At 50.9% G+C, this 16,144-nt stretch carries 12 protein-coding genes and 1 pseudogene; 10 read left to right on the forward strand and 3 right to left on the reverse strand.

The window, feature by feature from the left end; all coding sequences use genetic code 11:
- Nucleotides 1–21: 21 nt before the first annotated feature.
- Both MKX98_RS05395 and MKX98_RS05400 read left to right on the forward strand, forming a co-directional pair.
- Entirely contained in the window at nucleotides 22–726 is a 705-nt protein-coding gene (locus MKX98_RS05395) for a demethylmenaquinone methyltransferase (protein ID WP_339221860.1), read from the forward strand.
- Between the two features lie 142 nt (nucleotides 727–868).
- A pseudogene (locus MKX98_RS05400) lies at nucleotides 869–1,060 on the forward strand (tRNA-dihydrouridine synthase); the annotation flags it as partial.
- Between the two features lie 452 nt (nucleotides 1,061–1,512).
- On the opposite strand, the gene MKX98_RS05405 reads toward MKX98_RS05400, so the two are convergent.
- The 3 genes from MKX98_RS05405 to MKX98_RS05415 are packed head-to-tail and all read right to left on the reverse strand — an operon-like array spanning nucleotide 1,513 to nucleotide 4,111.
- The gene (locus MKX98_RS05405) at nucleotides 1,513–1,698 is read right to left on the reverse strand and encodes a hypothetical protein (protein WP_339221862.1); all 186 of its coding nucleotides are present in this window, start codon (nucleotides 1,696–1,698) and stop codon (nucleotides 1,513–1,515) included.
- Entirely contained in the window at nucleotides 1,679–2,839 is a 1,161-nt protein-coding gene (locus MKX98_RS05410) for a hypothetical protein (protein WP_339221863.1), read from the reverse strand. The genes MKX98_RS05405 and MKX98_RS05410 overlap by 20 nt, the downstream gene beginning before the upstream one ends.
- A 45-nt stretch (nucleotides 2,840–2,884) precedes the next feature.
- Nucleotides 2,885–4,111 (reverse strand): MBOAT family O-acyltransferase, encoded by a 1,227-nt coding sequence (locus MKX98_RS05415; protein WP_339221864.1) that lies wholly within the window; start codon nucleotides 4,109–4,111, stop codon nucleotides 2,885–2,887.
- A 415-nt stretch (nucleotides 4,112–4,526) separates the two neighbouring features.
- Here MKX98_RS05415 and MKX98_RS05420 point away from each other — a divergent pair, with 415 nt between their 5' ends.
- The 8 genes from MKX98_RS05420 to MKX98_RS05455 all read left to right on the forward strand — a co-directional run bounded on the left by MKX98_RS05420 (nucleotide 4,527) and on the right by MKX98_RS05455 (nucleotide 16,110).
- Nucleotides 4,527–5,516 carry a tRNA-dihydrouridine synthase gene (locus MKX98_RS05420; protein ID WP_339221866.1) on the forward strand — a complete coding sequence of 330 codons (990 nt, stop codon included), beginning with the start codon at nucleotides 4,527–4,529 and terminating at the stop codon, nucleotides 5,514–5,516.
- Between the two features lie 209 nt (nucleotides 5,517–5,725).
- On the forward strand, nucleotides 5,726–6,886 hold the full coding sequence (locus MKX98_RS05425; RefSeq protein WP_339221868.1) for a cobalamin-independent methionine synthase II family protein: 1,161 nt from the start codon (nucleotides 5,726–5,728) through the stop codon (nucleotides 6,884–6,886).
- 149 nt (nucleotides 6,887–7,035) lie between these two features.
- A complete protein-coding gene (locus MKX98_RS05430; RefSeq protein ID WP_339221870.1) occupies nucleotides 7,036–10,467 on the forward strand; it encodes a HEAT repeat domain-containing protein in 3,432 nt (1,143 codons plus the stop codon).
- A 95-nt stretch (nucleotides 10,468–10,562) separates the two neighbouring features.
- The gene (locus MKX98_RS05435) at nucleotides 10,563–11,291 is read left to right on the forward strand and encodes an AAA family ATPase (RefSeq protein ID WP_339221872.1); all 729 of its coding nucleotides are present in this window, start codon (nucleotides 10,563–10,565) and stop codon (nucleotides 11,289–11,291) included.
- Nucleotides 11,292–11,500: 209 nt separating this feature from the next.
- On the forward strand, nucleotides 11,501–12,088 hold the full coding sequence (locus MKX98_RS05440) for a TetR/AcrR family transcriptional regulator (protein ID WP_339221874.1): 588 nt from the start codon (nucleotides 11,501–11,503) through the stop codon (nucleotides 12,086–12,088).
- Nucleotides 12,089–12,126: 38 nt separating this feature from the next.
- The gene (locus MKX98_RS05445; RefSeq protein ID WP_339221875.1) at nucleotides 12,127–13,416 is read left to right on the forward strand and encodes a cytosine permease; all 1,290 of its coding nucleotides are present in this window, start codon (nucleotides 12,127–12,129) and stop codon (nucleotides 13,414–13,416) included.
- A gap of 4 nt (nucleotides 13,417–13,420) precedes the next feature.
- On the forward strand, nucleotides 13,421–14,536 hold the full coding sequence (locus MKX98_RS05450) for a DUF917 domain-containing protein (protein ID WP_339221877.1): 1,116 nt from the start codon (nucleotides 13,421–13,423) through the stop codon (nucleotides 14,534–14,536).
- Nucleotides 14,533–16,110 carry a hydantoinase/oxoprolinase family protein gene (locus MKX98_RS05455; RefSeq protein WP_339221879.1) on the forward strand — a complete coding sequence of 526 codons (1,578 nt, stop codon included), beginning with the start codon at nucleotides 14,533–14,535 and terminating at the stop codon, nucleotides 16,108–16,110. The genes MKX98_RS05450 and MKX98_RS05455 overlap by 4 nt, the downstream gene beginning before the upstream one ends.
- The last annotated feature ends 34 nt before the right edge of the window (nucleotides 16,111–16,144 follow it).

The following is a 16,144-nucleotide window of genomic DNA, read 5'->3' on the forward strand; positions in this document are numbered from 1 at the left end:
TTGTGGAAGAGAGGGAATAACATGTCTGAACAAACAAAGGCGGAAAGAGTTCATCAGGTATTTGAAAAGATATCGGATCAATACGACTCGATGAACTCGGTTATCACTTTTAGGAGACATATCGCATGGCGACAAGATGTTATGAAACGGATGAATGTGAAAGAAGGAAGTAAAGCTCTTGATGTGTGCACGGGAACCGGGGATTGGGCGATTGCTTTAGCAAAGGCTGTTGGAACGCATGGAGAAGTCATTGGATTAGATTTTAGCCAAAACATGCTCAAAATAGCACAAGATAAGCAGGAGCAACAAGCTTTAAAGCAGCTTACCCTTATCCAGGGAAATGCCATGGAGCTTCCTTTTGAAAATGATTCATTTGATTATGTAACCATTGGGTTTGGTTTAAGAAATGTACCCGATTATTCAACCGTGCTGCGGGAGATGTATCGAGTAACGAAACCAGGCGGACAAGTCGTTTGTTTAGAAACATCCCAACCCACATTAATCGGTTATCGACAAGCTTCCCTCTTTTATGTTCGCCATATCATGCCCTTGCTTGGAAAGTTTATTGCCAACAGTTATGATGAATACTCATGGTTACAAGAATCAGCCCGTCATTTCCCCAATAAAACCGCGCTGAGACAAATGTTTTTGGAAGCGGGATTTTCCAAGGTAGATGTAAAAAGCTATAGCGGCGGTGTCGCGGCAATGCATAAGGCGATAAAATAAGTGTCCTAGATTAACATATACTGCCGTTTGATATACGCTGCTTAAATATGCTATAAGTGAAGAAAAAGCAAGGACATGAAGAGGTTGTATTTCCTATTTCGGGATCAAGATTTGTCCTGGTATGTATAGAGGAGTTTTTAATATGAAAGACAATTTTTGGCGTGATTTACCGCGGCCTTTCTTTATACTGGCGCCCATGGAAGATGTGACGGATGTTGTGTTTCGCCATGTCGTCAGTGAAGCAGCTAGGCCGGATGTGTTTTTTACGGAGTTTGCGAATTCCGAGAGCTATTGTCACCCGGATGGGAACCATAGTGTACGCGGACGTTTGACTAATACAACGCGATTACTTGAGGCGTATAACTCAATTATGGCAAATCTCAGGTTTTACATTGTAAATTCATGACTAGTTATTGATATCACTTGGATGTGTGTTATGTTTCAGAAGTGCTCGAAGAATTGCCTTTTGGCAACTTTCACCGGTGCGCCACAATGCGGCGCGCAAACGATGCAACTAGTGGCGGTCCTGCAATCGAAGCTGGTCCCGAACCGATTCGTGCGTATCCAGAAAATACACCAGGAAAAAGGCATTCCTGAAGCTTTTCTTTATTCTGAACATTCGAATGTACAAGAAAAAAGGCAGTAATCGTACTCGCTTCTGAAAGTATTCAAAAGGCGGTAGACGAAGATCAGCTTGGTTTCAAACGAAACACAAATATGTAAGATGTTAAACAAAACGGCATGCAGGACTGGAGGTCAGTCATCACACGCCGTTGTTTGTGTACATTAGAAGTTCATATAAATAAATTCCTGCGTTTCTCCGGAAAAGAACAAGATACCAAGCACGATGGCGATCAGGACGATGGCTCCGCCAAGTGCCACTCCCACCATGATCAGTGCCCTTCCGACACGATGAGTGAGGCTGCGGGCTTTCGTTTCGGCCGATGTGGTGCTATGGGGCTGTAATTCCATAATCTTTCATCCTCATATACAAGATTTCGCCAAACATGTGATTCCCTTTGTCGATAAGATGGGCCGGGTCGCGATAATATTCATGCGGGATCGCATTGTTCTCTTCTTGATTAAATTCGATATAGGGGTATCCTCTCGACTCTACCAGCTTCTGATAAGCGCCCATCGCTTCGGTATATTCGCTCCAATGGAAAAGCTTCTTGTTGGCAATATGCTCTTTATCCAGTGGAGCTGAATAGAACACGGCTTTCTTATGATGCTTCTGCAGCAGATCAAGCGTTTTTTCAATCATGAACAACCCGAAGCTGTGATCTTGATCGAAAGGCTTATTCCAGCGATAAAGCTCTGTATAGTGCTTGTCGATGCTTTCCTGTTGAGCGTCATTCATTTTGTCATAAGCGGTAAACATCGGCGTATAGCTTTCTTTTATCCCTTTTCTTTCATTTTTGTTCTTTTGCACGTCCTGGCGGATTTTCTCCATCGGGGTACGGGTCTTGAACAGACGGTAGCTGATCGCGTCGCGATCATGATAGAGGGTCCACTTATTCAGGAAATGGGACGTCACCCAATTGTGGGCGTTGCTTGGGAGCGATTCGCAGTTTTTGTCCGGGAAATCAACCAGCCAGCTGCGCGGGATAGCTTGACCCAGCTTCTCCACCAGCGACGGATAGACGACAACGTTCGGCTCATTATCCGAGACGACGACGATCCCATAATTGATCTCATAGACGACAAAATCAATCTCGTCAATCATTGAGGCGAGCAGGGCGTAAGTCTCCGTAAATCTTCCGCCGGAAATCCCCAGGTTGATCACGCGGCTGTCTTTCAAATGAGCCTGAAGGACGCCGGCCGAGGTGTTCTCGCCCTTTTTTACGGTTGTGCCAAAGACCGTGGAGGGCCCGAACATGCCGATCACCTTTGTGCTGTTATCCGGATGCTCCTTCAAGTATTCGACCCATAACGGCGTAAAGACAATGGCGTCGTATGTCGGAACGCGAAGCTCTTTTTCCGCATGCGTCACAACTTCTTGTCTCATTTGATCGACCACTTGATCGGCCTCAATGCCCAATCCAAGCAATCCGACCAAGGTAAGGGAGATCAGCATGACGGACACGGTTTTATTCAAAACTAATTTAAGCAAAACATCTTACACTTCCATTTCCATCCATATTCGCAAATCGGTAACTTATCGCATACCAAGCAGCCGGAGCATTAAATCCCATCCGTCTGTGATCGGCAATATGAAAAATACGCGGCTGATCGTTACACCGAAGAATGTGATCAAAATCGCGACAGTAACCGTTACAGGCTTCAGCCATTTCGGTACAGGCTTTAATGCAGGCTTTAACTGCTTCACATAATAGCGATGAATGCACAGCATCACGCCATGGAACATGCCCCAAATAACGAAATTCCAGGCGGCTCCGTGCCAGAGGCCGGAGACAGTCATCGTCGCCATCAGATTGAAATAGACCCGGGGAGCAGGGACACGGCTTCCCCCGAGGGGGAAATATACATAGCGGGTCAGCCATGAACCGAGCGAGATGTGCCAACGGTTCCAGAACTCGGCTATGCTGCGGGCCAAATAAGGGAAGCGGAAGTTCTCCGGGATGACGATGCCGAACAAGCGAGCTGTCCCGATGGCAATGTCTGAATAGCCAGAAAAATCAAAATAGATGACGAACGTATAGGCGACAAGCGAAATCCAGAGTCTGGCGGTATCTGCCTCAGCTATGCCGGACGCCGAGTAGACGGGCTGCGCCAGCATATCAATGGATCCGGCGAGGACGAGCTTTTTGAAAAGGCCGCACCCGATTCGGGCGACCCCGATCAGCATGTGGTCCACTTGAAATCTCGATGTTAGCTGCGGATTAAATATCTGAAATTGCTTAATTGGGCCCGCCACCATCGACGGAAAGAAGAAAATGAACGACAACAGACCTTCCGGCCGATGCTCCGGCAGCGTTCCGCGTTTGCGTTCAACCAAGTAATGAATCAGCTCGAACGTAAAGTAGGATATGCCGAGCGGGAGCACAATCTGCTCTGCCTTAGGCAAGAAGGGCTGATGAATAAAAGCAAATAACTCATGGAACGTATCCAGCATCATGTTTGTGTACTTGAAATAGCCAAGCACGACAACCGCGGCAAGGATGCCGGCGGGATAAATCCAGCGCTTGCTCCATTTCGCCGCGGCTTTCGCGACAACAATGGCAACGACAACTTCCGCAAGCAGAAGGAACAGGTAAGCACCTGCATAATTGTAGTAAAATGCGACACCTGAGGCAAAGAGCACCCAAGGTCTGAAGCGTTGCGGCACGAGGTGGTACGTGACCACAGCCACGAGCACGAACAGCCAGTAAAACCAATCCGTATACATCATAATTTTTTCCGTATCCACCATCCGAGTTGCCAAAAATACTTATCTCTTAGAGCACTTGTTCATATTACAATATCCATCAGTTGAATCGTATGGGAATTTTATGAACAATATTTAAATCCGAAACATTTGCAAGTTTCTCCCCCTTTGAGGGCGCACATAGAATAAACGATCATCATTCTACAAAAGTTGCACCTGATGTTGACAACTAAACCGTAGTAAATTAAAGTCTTTCTTCTAGCGATCGTCCTCCTTTTTTTCGAATCTATGGGGAGATGCTCCTCTCTGATGTATGATATATGCATTGAAGTGTCTACGATTAACATATACTGCCGTTTGATATACGCTGCTTAAATATGCTATAAGTGAAGAAAAAACAAGGACATGAACAGGTTGTATTTCCTATTTCGGGATCAAGATTTGTCCTGGTATGTATAGAGGAGTTTTTAATATGAAAGACAATTTTTGGCGTGATTTACCGCGGCCTTTCTTTATACTGGCGCCCATGGAAGATGTGACGGATGTTGTGTTTCGCCATGTCGTAAGTGAAGCCGCCAGACCGGATGTGTTTTTTACGGAGTTTGCGAATACCGAGAGCTATTGTCACCCGGATGGGAACCATAGTGTGCGCGGACGTTTGACTTTTACAGAGGATGAACAGCCGATGGTAGCCCATATCTGGGGAGATAAGCCGGAATTCTTTCGTCAGATGAGTATCGGGATGGCGAAAGAAGGGTTTAAAGGCATTGATATTAATATGGGTTGTCCTGTAGCGAATGTAGCGCAGAATGGGAAGGGAAGCGGCTTGATCTGCCGTCCCGACATTGCAGCGGATATTATCCAGGCGGCCAAAGCCGGGGGACTGCCCGTCAGTGTAAAAACAAGGCTCGGTTTCACGGCTGTAGACGAATGGCGCGACTGGTTGACCCATATTTTGAAGCAAGACATTGTGAACCTGTCCATTCATCTGCGGACAAGAGAGGAAATGAGCAAAGTCGACGCGCATTGGGAACTGATACCAGAGATTAAGAAGCTTCGTGATGAGGTGGCGCCCGATACGCTGCTAACCATTAACGGGGATATTCCTGACCGTCAGACCGGCCTCAAGCTCGCTGAACAATACGGTGTGGATGGCATTATGATTGGGCGTGGGATTTTCCATAATCCATTCGCTTTTGAGAAGGAGCCGAGGGATCATAGCAGTGAGGAATTGCTTGATCTGCTGCGGCTGCATCTCGATCTCCATGATCAATATTCGGCACAGATGCGGCGCTCCTTCAGCGCACTTGTCCGCTTCTTCAAAATCTATGTCCGTGGATTCCGAGGGGCAAGTGAACTTAGAAATAACTTAATGAACGCAAAATCAACAAGTGAAGTACGTGCGCTGCTTGATGAATTTGGAAGCAAGAATTCTGATGAGGCAGATGAACGAGGAAATTAAATGGACAGGCTGGAGAAACAACAGTGCTTCAGGAGAACAAATAATACTTTTGGAAAACATGGCCGACTTGGCTGTGTTTTTTCTTTTGGACAATCTTAGCCGTCATTCTTGCTATAGCTTTTAGCTATAACTAGTTATGAGATTTTGGTATGCCTTATAACTCCTCTCGTCATGATATGATATCGCTATACAACGAGGGGGTTATGTACATGACTGATAAGTTTCAGATCGTAGGAAGTTTGTTGCGGCCCGAAGAGCTGCTGAAATATAAAACGCAAATAGAACATCGTGATGATATCCAGTATCCGTTCTATGAAAACTTTGAAGGGTATGCCGAGTGCGAGACCGAAGCGATCAAACAGGTCGTGAAAAAGGAAATCGAGCATAACCTGTCGGTTATTACGGACGGCGAATTTTCCAAATCGATGTGGCATCTGGATTTTGTATGGGGCTTTGGCGGAGCCCAGCGTTATATTGCTGATCATGGCTACTTTTTCCGGGATGTGGACGGAACCTCGAAATATGAAACACGCAAAGATATTGGCCTGCGGATTACTGGCAAACTGAGTGGAAAGAATCATCACTTCATTAAGCTGTTCAAACAGCTGCAAGAAACGGCTGGCGACCAGCAAACGAAACTTTGCGTACCGTCTCCTTCCCATATCTTCGGTGAACTTTCTTGGTCGGATAACATTGGCGGCACGGATGCGGTTTATCAGAACAAACAGGAGCTCAAAGCGGGCCTTGTGAGCGCGTATAAGGAATTCGTGACGGAATTCGCTGCGGCAGGCGGTAAGATTCTGCAATTTGACGACTGCCTGTGGGAGCTGTTTGCAGACGACAACCCGAACTCTCCGTTTACTGGGGAGCATATTAATCAAGCGGAAGTTCAGGGTCTCGCCACCGAATTTATTGAGATTAACAATACCGTGATTGACTTCGGTCATAGCCTCGGCTTGAAAATGTGGACACACAACTGCCGCGGGAACTATGATTCCCGCAACATGGGCGGTGGATCTTATGCGAAAATCGCCAACCTGTTCCTGAAGCAGTTGAAATATGATCGCTTCTTCCTGGAGTGGGATGATGATCGTGCAGGTTCGATTGAAGCACTGGAGGTATTCAAGGATAGACCGGAAACGGAGATTGTTCTGGGCCTGCTGTCTTCCAAAACCAATACGCTGGATGATGAAGCACGCGTCATCCGTCTGCTGGACGAAGCATCCAAAATCATTGATAAGGATCGTCTGCTGCTCTCGCATCAATGCGGCTTTGCGTCCTGCGATGGCGGTAACGAGCTAAGCGAAGCCGAGCAATGGGCGAAAATCGATCAAGGTCAACAGATTGCCAAGCAATACTGGAATAACTAAATCGGATAAACATCGTCTTGAGCTAATAGGGATGACTCAAAGGGCCACTAATGGACCCTGCGAGGCATCTCTTTTTCTATGCAGCGTTTCCCGCCGTTCAAAGGAGTAGCCTTCGCTTATGAAGAAGTTATATACTTCCAGGAGAGACTGTGCAAATCGATTACGGAGAAATTTTGATCGGTTATAAGAACATGAGGGGAGAGGAAATATTGACATATAACCATGATCTGATGAACAAAGAGCAATTGCTCATGGAGCTGGATTCGCTGGGTTACTCGGACAGGATGAAGAGGATGGCGCTTCTGGGGCGCCAGCATAAAGGAGATGCGGATTATTCTGCGCTGCTCGTATCCTTGCTCGGCAGCGGTACCGCCTATGAGGCGCATTTGGCATTGACCGGAGCAGGTGTAGTGAAGGATGCCCGTGCGGTTTTGTTTGCCCTGAAGCATCCGAAGGCAGGGGTCAGAGGACGGGCGGCTAGATTACTGCCGGAAGTGGTGACAGATCCGGACTTTTCGATTGAATCCGAAATTGCTCTGATGTCGTATCATTGCCGTCACCAATTGCTGCGGAGCATCGTGAATACATATCGTCAGGATTGGGCGGAACGGCTGCTGCCGCTCGTGCTTGGCCAGTGGGGCGCACAAGAAGCTTCTTTATTATTGGCCGTGTGCAGTGAAGAGACAGTAAGCAGTAGGCTCCCGGAGCTAGGGTATGCTTTACGCAATTGGCGGCTCTTAACGAAGCACTACCCCGATTTGGTTGGAGCGTATTTCAAGAATGCTTTGCAGAACGCAACGCATCGGGAAAAGATCAGTGTATGGTGGACGCTCTCTTCCGCGATTGAGGTACTGAGTGTTTCAAGACCGGCAATCGTGTTGGAATGTGCGCTTAAGCTTGGGCCGACGGATATGATTCATCCCGTACTCAAACAGCAATTGGGCATTCTGATTCAGGCCAGCCCTGAGGACGTATTCGAGCTGCTGACACGTGTGGACACGCGGGAATATCTTCTGAATCACGGCGTTCCGGCAGGCGTGTTGAAGAAGAGAAAATGGTTTACCGCAGCGCAGTGGACCACGCTGGCTGCATTGCTCGCAGATCAGCCTGAGCATCTAGCCAAGGTGCTGGATACCCTTGCGCCGTCTTATCGCGAAGCAATGTTTGATGCCGCTTATAAGGAAGACGAGCGGAAGACACGCATTTTCCCTATGCCGCTGCTGGATGTACTGCCGCACCGACTGCGCGACAAGGAAGCTGCCCGGATGCTGGAGCTGCGCGACATTCGTGATCATCGGGATGGCATGCTCAAAACGACGGCGCGCCGTTTCATTGGTAACGCCAGGGAGAAGCTGGAGCAAGCCGTCCAGGTGTCTAATAGCGATGAACGTGCTGCGGCCTATGCCCACCTCGTTCGGAGTACAGCTCTATCCCGAAGCGGAATGGATGAGACGCTGCGCTTCCTGACTCGAATCAAGAACGACCAGGATCCGGTGCGCTGGGCTGTTATGGCCGAGCTCTCAAACTGTCCTGCTCCCATGTTTAAGGAAGAGCATGTGAACGATCTGACTGTGCTGGTGGATAGCGTGGTGGAAGCCAGGGACACTTCGTACGGGACAAGGTCCGCCACGGAGGAGCTGGCTTTTGCCATCCTGCGTGAACATGCATTGGAGCCGAAGGGCGAGCTGTTCAAATTCGCTTTGAGAACGTTTGGAAGATTGACGATGCGGGACGGTCAGTTTGCGCTCTTCTCGATGGATTGGGATAGCATACCAAATACTGCACTGGAAGCATTGTTCGATGAAGTTTATGCCTTTGGTGTAGAAGCGAACAAGCGAGAAAACACAAATGTGGTCCTGCGTATGGCTGATTTGTTCGGAAAGGCCGTGGATCGGTTGCCGAAGCTTCAGCTGCTGCTGGAGGAGCTGCTGGAGGCTAAGACCGTATCGCCGCAGGCTGTCCATTATTGGCTGGCACCGTATAAAACCCGGGATGCGAGGGTTAGAGAACTGCTGGACAGGGACCCATCCTTCATCTCTTTCCATGACGTATTTATGCATCTGCATCTGAAGCGCCAAGAGTGGTTAGACCCGTTCATCTCGGGGAAAATCATCGATGGCAAGCATTTATCGGGAAAAACGATTTATGTTGTGCCTGCCCATAATGGGTTTCACCGGTGGCTGCCGCGTCAGCAAAAGGCACTAGCTTCCCTCTTGGAACGGGTGGCCTTGGATGCCAAACGAAGTTTCCATGAACGTGCGGCTGCGATGCGGAGCTTGGCCGTCATGCCGGATTATCTCTCCGATCAACTGGAGATTCTGCTGCAGGTTCAGGCAGTGCATGTCGTCGAGGCTGCGCTCTACGCCTATTCGTTATGGGAAGAGCCGGAGAAGGCACTGCCTGTATTATTGGACAACCTGGATGGGGACCGTGCTCGGGTGGCCATGTACTCGATCCCCAGATGCATGCGCAGGGTGAGCCCGGTGATGTTGACATCCATGCTGTCGGACCTGCTGAACCGCGAGAAATTGAAAATCACGGTCAGAAAAGAGGCTATCCGATTGCTTGGGGCTTATAAAAGCAGTGAGGGCATGGCGCTGCTCATCCGTGAATACGAGAAACCGAATGTACACAAAGACGTGATGATCGCCATAGGACACGCTGCCAGACAATGGCTTGATGATGAACGCAGCTGGACTCTGATGTGTGCCATGGCTGCTTCACCGCAGCGTGATATCGCAAGAAGCCTGCTTAACCAGTACGCTGGCGGACTTCCGGCGGAGGCTCGGCCAAGGTATTTGCAATTGATTATCGAGATTGCAGGGCACGCCGATCCCGTTGTGGCCAAAGAGGCTTTCCAAGCCATGAGCCGTTGGGTGAATGGAAGTGAGGAGAAGGTAGCGTCTTCCGCCTGCCGAGCGATTCTTGATTTGGAGGATAACACCAGATGGAAGGCGGCGATGGATACCCTCATTGTGGCTTGCCGTGACGGGAAGGTGAATGAGCAGGTCATAAAGGTTTGCACACAATTGGTGTACACGGAGACGAAAGCCGAATGGAATGCTGCACCGGAGAGGGACCTTCCAGAGCGGCAGCGTCTGGTGGCATTGATTGACAAGCTGACCTCGTTACCTCTCAATGCAAGGCGGATGCTAGTTCCTTTATATACGGGCATGATCGATGCTCTTAAGTCCAAAGAAACCATGAAACCAGCCGTGATCAAGTTATATTTGGCGCTTGTCGAATGGAACCAGGCGGATCAGGCTGCCCTGCGGTTGGACCCTGTGATTCAAATGGCGGACACGTATCCGCATCTGTTGGATTACGCCTACAGACAGATCGCTCGGGCAGCCAATGCCAGCCAGGCGTATTGGAGACCGGAGACGATTCTGGAACTGGTGGATCATTTGAGAGATCGGCAGTCGTTTGCGGCCCAATATATCGGGCTTTCTTTGCTGAAGGTTGCGGGAACATCGTTATTGTGGAACCAGGCTTGTACCGACCGTTTAAGAACGTACCGGAATCATGAGTTTGAGGCAATTCGTCTGGCGGCCCTAGATATTTGGACCGTGCTGGAATGAGGTGAGCAAGGGCGATGCTATATTTAAGTAACTTCAAACTCTCTCCATACATTTCCAGCAACCCGAATATATATCCCGATCATGTATTCAGACACATGGCAGGGGAAGTTCTGCTGTTTGATCGAATCACGGTATTATACGGCAGTAATGGCTCCGGCAAATCCACCTTGCTGAATCTGATCGCCAACAAATTGGGAATTGCGGGCGCTGAGCGAATGACAAGTTATGGTCACAATGTGTACGCGCAGCGGTTTATCGAGGAGAGCAGCTATCAACTCGGGCATGATGAACAGGAGCGTCCCATATATAAGCTTCCCGACGGGAGCCGGTACATCAAGTCAGAGGATCTGTTGTATGAAATCAAGAAAATACAGCAGGAAAGCGTGCTTCGCGAGGGGCTGCTGCATGAGCAGCTCGTTCAGGGAAAGAGCAAGGCCGAGGTAGAAGAGCTGGAGCAGTCGTATGAATTCAAGAAGAAGATGGACATCATTCAATTCGCTCAGGAGAAGTATTCGAACGGGGAAAGCGCGATGCAGTTTTTTGAGGAATATTTGCTTCCCGGGAAACTGTATTTATTGGATGAACCGGAAACGTCGCTTTCTCCGGCGAATCAAATCAAGCTGGCCGAGCAAATGAACGATCTGGCACGTTATTTTGACAGCCAATTTATTATTGCTACGCACTCCCCCTTTGTTCTGGGTACGCTTCATGCGAAGATCTACAATCTCGATGCCCCAATTTTGCAAACGGCAGAATGGTTTGAACTGGACCATGTACAATTCTTTTACCGATTTTTTCATAAACATCAAAGATTGTTTGAATGAATGGGTTCAAGTTTCCAGAAGAGGTATCCTTCGAGTAAGGATATCTCTTTTTGGTATGGTATTTTATCCACCTCAGTACATGGTCCTGCTTGAATGCTGAACGTATATAGATTGGAAGACCATTTGGCAGAGCCATCAAATAGATTGATTTTTATGCAGAAAGTTGTATAATCTACTTAATTAACGTTAATTAAAATGGAGAAAAGGGGATGAACATGACCAGAACGAAGCTGAAAGAAGCTGCGCTGAGGTTATTCGGACAGAAGGGCTACGACGGAACGGCATTATCGGAAATCGCGAAGGAGGTCGGCGTCAAGACACCGGCAATCTATGCCTTTTTCGAGAGCAAGGAAGATCTGTTCATGACGGTCTTCGAAGAATCGATGAGTGCCTATAACGAATATATCCAAGCGATGGCAGAAACCAGCAAAGGAATGAGTACGGAGAAAAAACTGCATGCGCTGCTGCTTCGCCAATACGATTTCCACCGGGACAAGCAGGAGCTTGCTGCATTTGCGTTCCGATACTTAATTTTCCCGCCGGATTTCTTGCTGGAACGGGTGCAGGAGGCGTTTGGGCGTTTCGATACGCTGTTGAGCAGCATTATCGTCGAGATCATGCAGGAAGGTCTGGATCGCGGCGAATTGGCCATCGTCCCGATGGAGACGCTGGTGGATTCGTACCTCACCTTGATGGACGGGCTGGGAATGCAATATTACTACTATAAATCGCCGGAGCTGTTCGAACGGAAACTGAAACATGCCTTTGAGATGTTCTGGAGATCCGTCGAAGCTTAGGCAATCAACAAGATGGTACAGAAAGCAGAGGGTGGAACATGAGAAATGATACGAAAATAGAAGATTACGAACGGGAGCCCGTACCCCAGCATTTGCGGAAATCGTGGCTCTCGATGGCATTTGTCTGGATTGCAATCGGCATTGACCTGTCCGCGATGTTTTTGGGTGCACAGCTCGGCGCTGGCATGAGCATCGGCGACTCGTTTACGGCGGTCATCGTTGGTTCAGCCATATTGGGCATAATCGGGGCTGTCTGCGCATATGTGGGAGCCAAAACGGGCCTGTCGACGGCCATGATCAGTCGGTTTCTGTTCGGGAACCAAGGGGCGCTGATCGTCTCGGTCATTCTCGGCATTTCATCGCTGGGCTGGTTCGGCGTTCAGGTCGGCTTCTTCGCTTCCAACTTCCAGACGGCGTTAAGCGAGCTATGGGGTTGGCATTGGTCGCTCTGGGTACTGTCGATCATTGGTGGACTTCTCATGATGTCCACGGCGATCTGGGGTTACAGGGCGATTGAAAAATTAAGCGTCTGGTCGGTACCGCTGCTCGTCGTGTTTATTATTATCGCGCTGGTCATGGCGCTTAACGGGGAAGGCGGAAGCACCGTCTGGTCACCGTTCGAGGGTGAGGCCCTGCCGATGGGGACGGCGATATCGTTGGTCATCGGTATCTTTATCCTTGGAACGGCGCTGTCCCCTGACATCGCGCGCTGGGCCAGAACGCCAAAGCATGCGGTTACCGCCGCGTTTATCGGTTTCTTTGTCGGCAACAGCTTCATGACCATCATTGCGATCTTCCTGTCGCGTGCGATGGATTCCGACGATCTGACGGGCATTCTTCTGACGCTCGGACTGGGTATTCCGGCGATTATCGTGCTGACACTGGCACAATGGACGACCAATACGAACAATTTATATTCCGCGGGGCTGGGCTTCTCCGTCGTCTTCAAACGGGTGCCTAAATCCGTGATCACGATTATTGCAGGGTTGATTGCGACGGCACTTGCTTGCTTTGGCATTTATGACCGTTTCATGACGTTCCTGACGTACATTACGATGCTTGTTGCACCGCTGGGCGGCATATATACGGCTGAGTATTTGTTGGTGAACAAAAATAAATTCTCGTTTGACGGGCTGGACAGCAATCGGAGCTGGATTCCTCGCTCCATCGTCGTATGGGTCATCGCCACGTTCTTCGGGTTCATGACAACGATGGCCCCGGATGGGCTCGGATGGTTCCATGTGACGCAGGTTCCGGCGCTGGACAGCTTCTTGATGGCATTTATCGTACAAGCAATCATAGGCAAATGGGTAGTAAAGAAGGGATGAAAGCATGAACAAGGCAACCAGATTAACCACATTGGATGAACAAGCCATTGAATATATCGCGATAGGAGCTGCGGTGCTTGGCACGGGCGGCGGTGGAGATCCTCATGTCGGAAAATTGATGGCCATGGAGGCGATCCGTAAGTATGGCCCGGTTCGAATCGCCCAACTCGAAGAGCTGGACGATGAAGGGCTTATCGTGCCGGTATCGATGATCGGAGCACCGACGGTGATGCTGGAGAAAATCCCTTCGGCTGAACAGCTGACCAAACCGCTTGATCTGATGGAGAGAGAGCTCGGGCGCAAGGTGGATGCTGTCATGCCGATCGAGGTCGGCGGCGGCAACTCGCTCGTTCCGGTCATTGCGGCGGCGCAGCGCGGAATTCCGCTCGTCGATGCCGATGCGATGGGGCGTGCGTTTCCAGAATCGCAGATGGTGACGTTCCATCTGGAAGGCATCCCGTGCAGCCCGGTGGCGATGGCGGACGAGCGCGGCAACAGCGCGCTGATGCATACGATTGACGGCGTGTGGGAAGAGCGGATGGCGCGTGCACTGACGGTGGAGATGGGGGGATCTGCCTCCATCTGCGATTATCCGGTATCCGGCGCCCAGGCGAAGCGGAGCGCGATCGGCGGGACGCTGACGCTCGCCTATGCGATCGGGCGGACGCTGTTCGAAGCGAAGCAGCAGAAGCTGAATCCTGTGCGCGAATTGCTCGCGAAGCTGAATGGCCATGCCCTGTTCCATGGCAAGGCCGTGGATATCCGTCGCCGCATGGACGGCGGTTTTACGCGCGGCGAAGCGGTATTCGAAGGTACCGGCGAGAACAAGGGAAAAACGATGCGGCTGTTTTTCCAGAATGAGTTCCTGCTCGCTACCGTTGACGATCAACCGCTCGCCATTACGCCTGACCTGATTACGCTGTTGGATCAGGATACGGGGATGCCGGTGACGACGGAGAACTTGAAGTATGGTGCCCGGGTAACGGCAGCAGGTTTACCGTGCGATGACAAATGGCGCACGCCGAAAGGCATCGAGACGGCCGGGCCGAGATACTTCGGTTATGACTTTGATTATGTGCCGATCGAGACGTTGGCTTCGAAAGGAGGTGCGGCGAAATGACCCAGGTAACTACGACTGACACAAACCAGGTCTACCGTATTGGGATTGACGTGGGTGGAACGAATACGGACGCTGCCCTGCTGGATTCCGACTTGCGCTGCGTGCACAAGGTGAAGGTCCACACGACGGCCGACGTGAACGAAGGCATTGTGGAGGCCGTTCGTCGGCTGCTGCAGGAGAGCGGCGTGAATGGAGCAGACATTTGCTATGCGATGCTCGGCACCACGCATTGCACCAATGCCATCGTGGAGCGCAAGCATCTTGGCCGGGTCGGCCTGATTCGCATCGGCGCTCCGGCAACAACAGCCGTTCCGCCGCTGGCCGGCTGGGACGAATCGCTGCGCGCGGCAGTTGGGCCGCATAGCTATGTCGCCTCTGGCGGCTATGAGTATGACGGCCGCAAGATCGCCAATCTGGATGAAGAGGAGATCGCCGAACTGTGCCGCCGGATGAGCGGCGAAGTCGACGCTGTGGCGATATGCGGCGTATTTGCTCCTGTGAATCGTGAGCAGGAGAAGCGCGTTGGAGAGATCGTGCGCGAAGTGTTGGGTTCGGAAATGCCGGTTACCTACTCCAGCGAGATCGGCAGCATCGGATTGCTGGAGCGGGAGAATGCCTCCGTGCTGAATGCGGCGCTGCTGCAAGTCATTGCAGGCGTGGTGCGCGGCTTTGAGGAAGCGCTGAACGGGTTCGGCATCCATGCCCAGCTGTACATTTGCCAGAATGACGGCACGTTGATGAAGAGCGAATATGCGCTTCGTTACCCGATTCTGACGATTGCGTGCGGACCGACGAATTCAATTCGGGGCGCGGCGCATTTGTCCGGGCTTAGCGACGCGCTGGTCGTCGACATCGGTGGCACGACGACAGATATCGGCGTGCTCGTGCAAGGCTTCCCGCGCCAGTCGTCGGCAGCGGTGGATATCGGCGGCATTCGCACGAATTTCCGGATGCCGGACATTTTGTCCATTGGCCTTGGCGGCGGTACAATCGTCCGGCTGGACGACGCAGGCGGCGTGAAGGTTGGCCCGGACAGCGTGGGCTACAAGCTGACGACACGGGCCCGCATCTTTGGCGGAGATACGCTGACGACGACAGACGTAGCCGTGAAGCTGGGCCGTGCAGAATGGCCGGGCACCAACGCGAATGCCGTGGACGAAGCGGTATGCGGCAAGGTGGATGCCGTCATGCAGCAGATTCTGGAGGATGCCATAGACCGGATGAAAACGAGTGCCGACCCGGTCGATGTCATTCTGGTCGGCGGCGGCAGTCTGTTGGTACCGGATACGCTGGCAGGGGCAAGCCGAATCATCCGGCCTGACAACTATGATGCGGCCAACGCGATCGGCGCAGCGCTGGGAGAGGTTAGCGGCGAGTCGGAGCGGATATATTCGCTGGACGACTGGAGTTATGACGACGTCATCCGCGATGCGAAGGAAAGCGCCATGAACGAGGCAACGGCAGCTGGCGCGAATCCGGAGACCGTACAGATTGTGTCCGTCGAGGACATCCCGATTGCGTACTTGCCGGGCAATGCGCTGCTTGTGAAAGTGAAAGCTGCGGGTAAGCTGTAACTCGCAAGGCATTAGCCTCGCTCGGCAGCGACCA

Source organism: Paenibacillus sp. FSL W7-1332 (genome assembly GCF_037969785.1).
In the GTDB taxonomy this organism is placed as follows: Bacteria; Bacillota; Bacilli; order Paenibacillales; family Paenibacillaceae; genus Paenibacillus_AQ.

Excerpts from the sequence above, each read along its gene's own strand:
- MKX98_RS05395 (WP_339221860.1), top strand. The coding sequence starts at position 22 with ATGTCTGAACAAACAAAGGCGGAAAGAGTTCATCAGGTATTTGAAAAG.
- MKX98_RS05405 (WP_339221862.1), bottom strand. The coding sequence starts at position 1,698 with ATGGAATTACAGCCCCATAGCACCACATCGGCCGAAACGAAAGCCCGC.
- MKX98_RS05420 (WP_339221866.1), top strand. The coding sequence starts at position 4,527 with ATGAAAGACAATTTTTGGCGTGATTTACCGCGGCCTTTCTTTATACTG.
- MKX98_RS05425 (WP_339221868.1), top strand. The coding sequence starts at position 5,726 with ATGACTGATAAGTTTCAGATCGTAGGAAGTTTGTTGCGGCCCGAAGAG.
- MKX98_RS05435 (WP_339221872.1), top strand. The coding sequence starts at position 10,563 with ATGGCAGGGGAAGTTCTGCTGTTTGATCGAATCACGGTATTATACGGC.
- MKX98_RS05440 (WP_339221874.1), top strand. The coding sequence starts at position 11,501 with ATGAACATGACCAGAACGAAGCTGAAAGAAGCTGCGCTGAGGTTATTC.
- MKX98_RS05445 (WP_339221875.1), top strand. The coding sequence starts at position 12,127 with ATGAGAAATGATACGAAAATAGAAGATTACGAACGGGAGCCCGTACCC.
- MKX98_RS05450 (WP_339221877.1), top strand. The coding sequence starts at position 13,421 with ATGAACAAGGCAACCAGATTAACCACATTGGATGAACAAGCCATTGAA.
- MKX98_RS05455 (WP_339221879.1), top strand. The coding sequence starts at position 14,533 with ATGACCCAGGTAACTACGACTGACACAAACCAGGTCTACCGTATTGGG.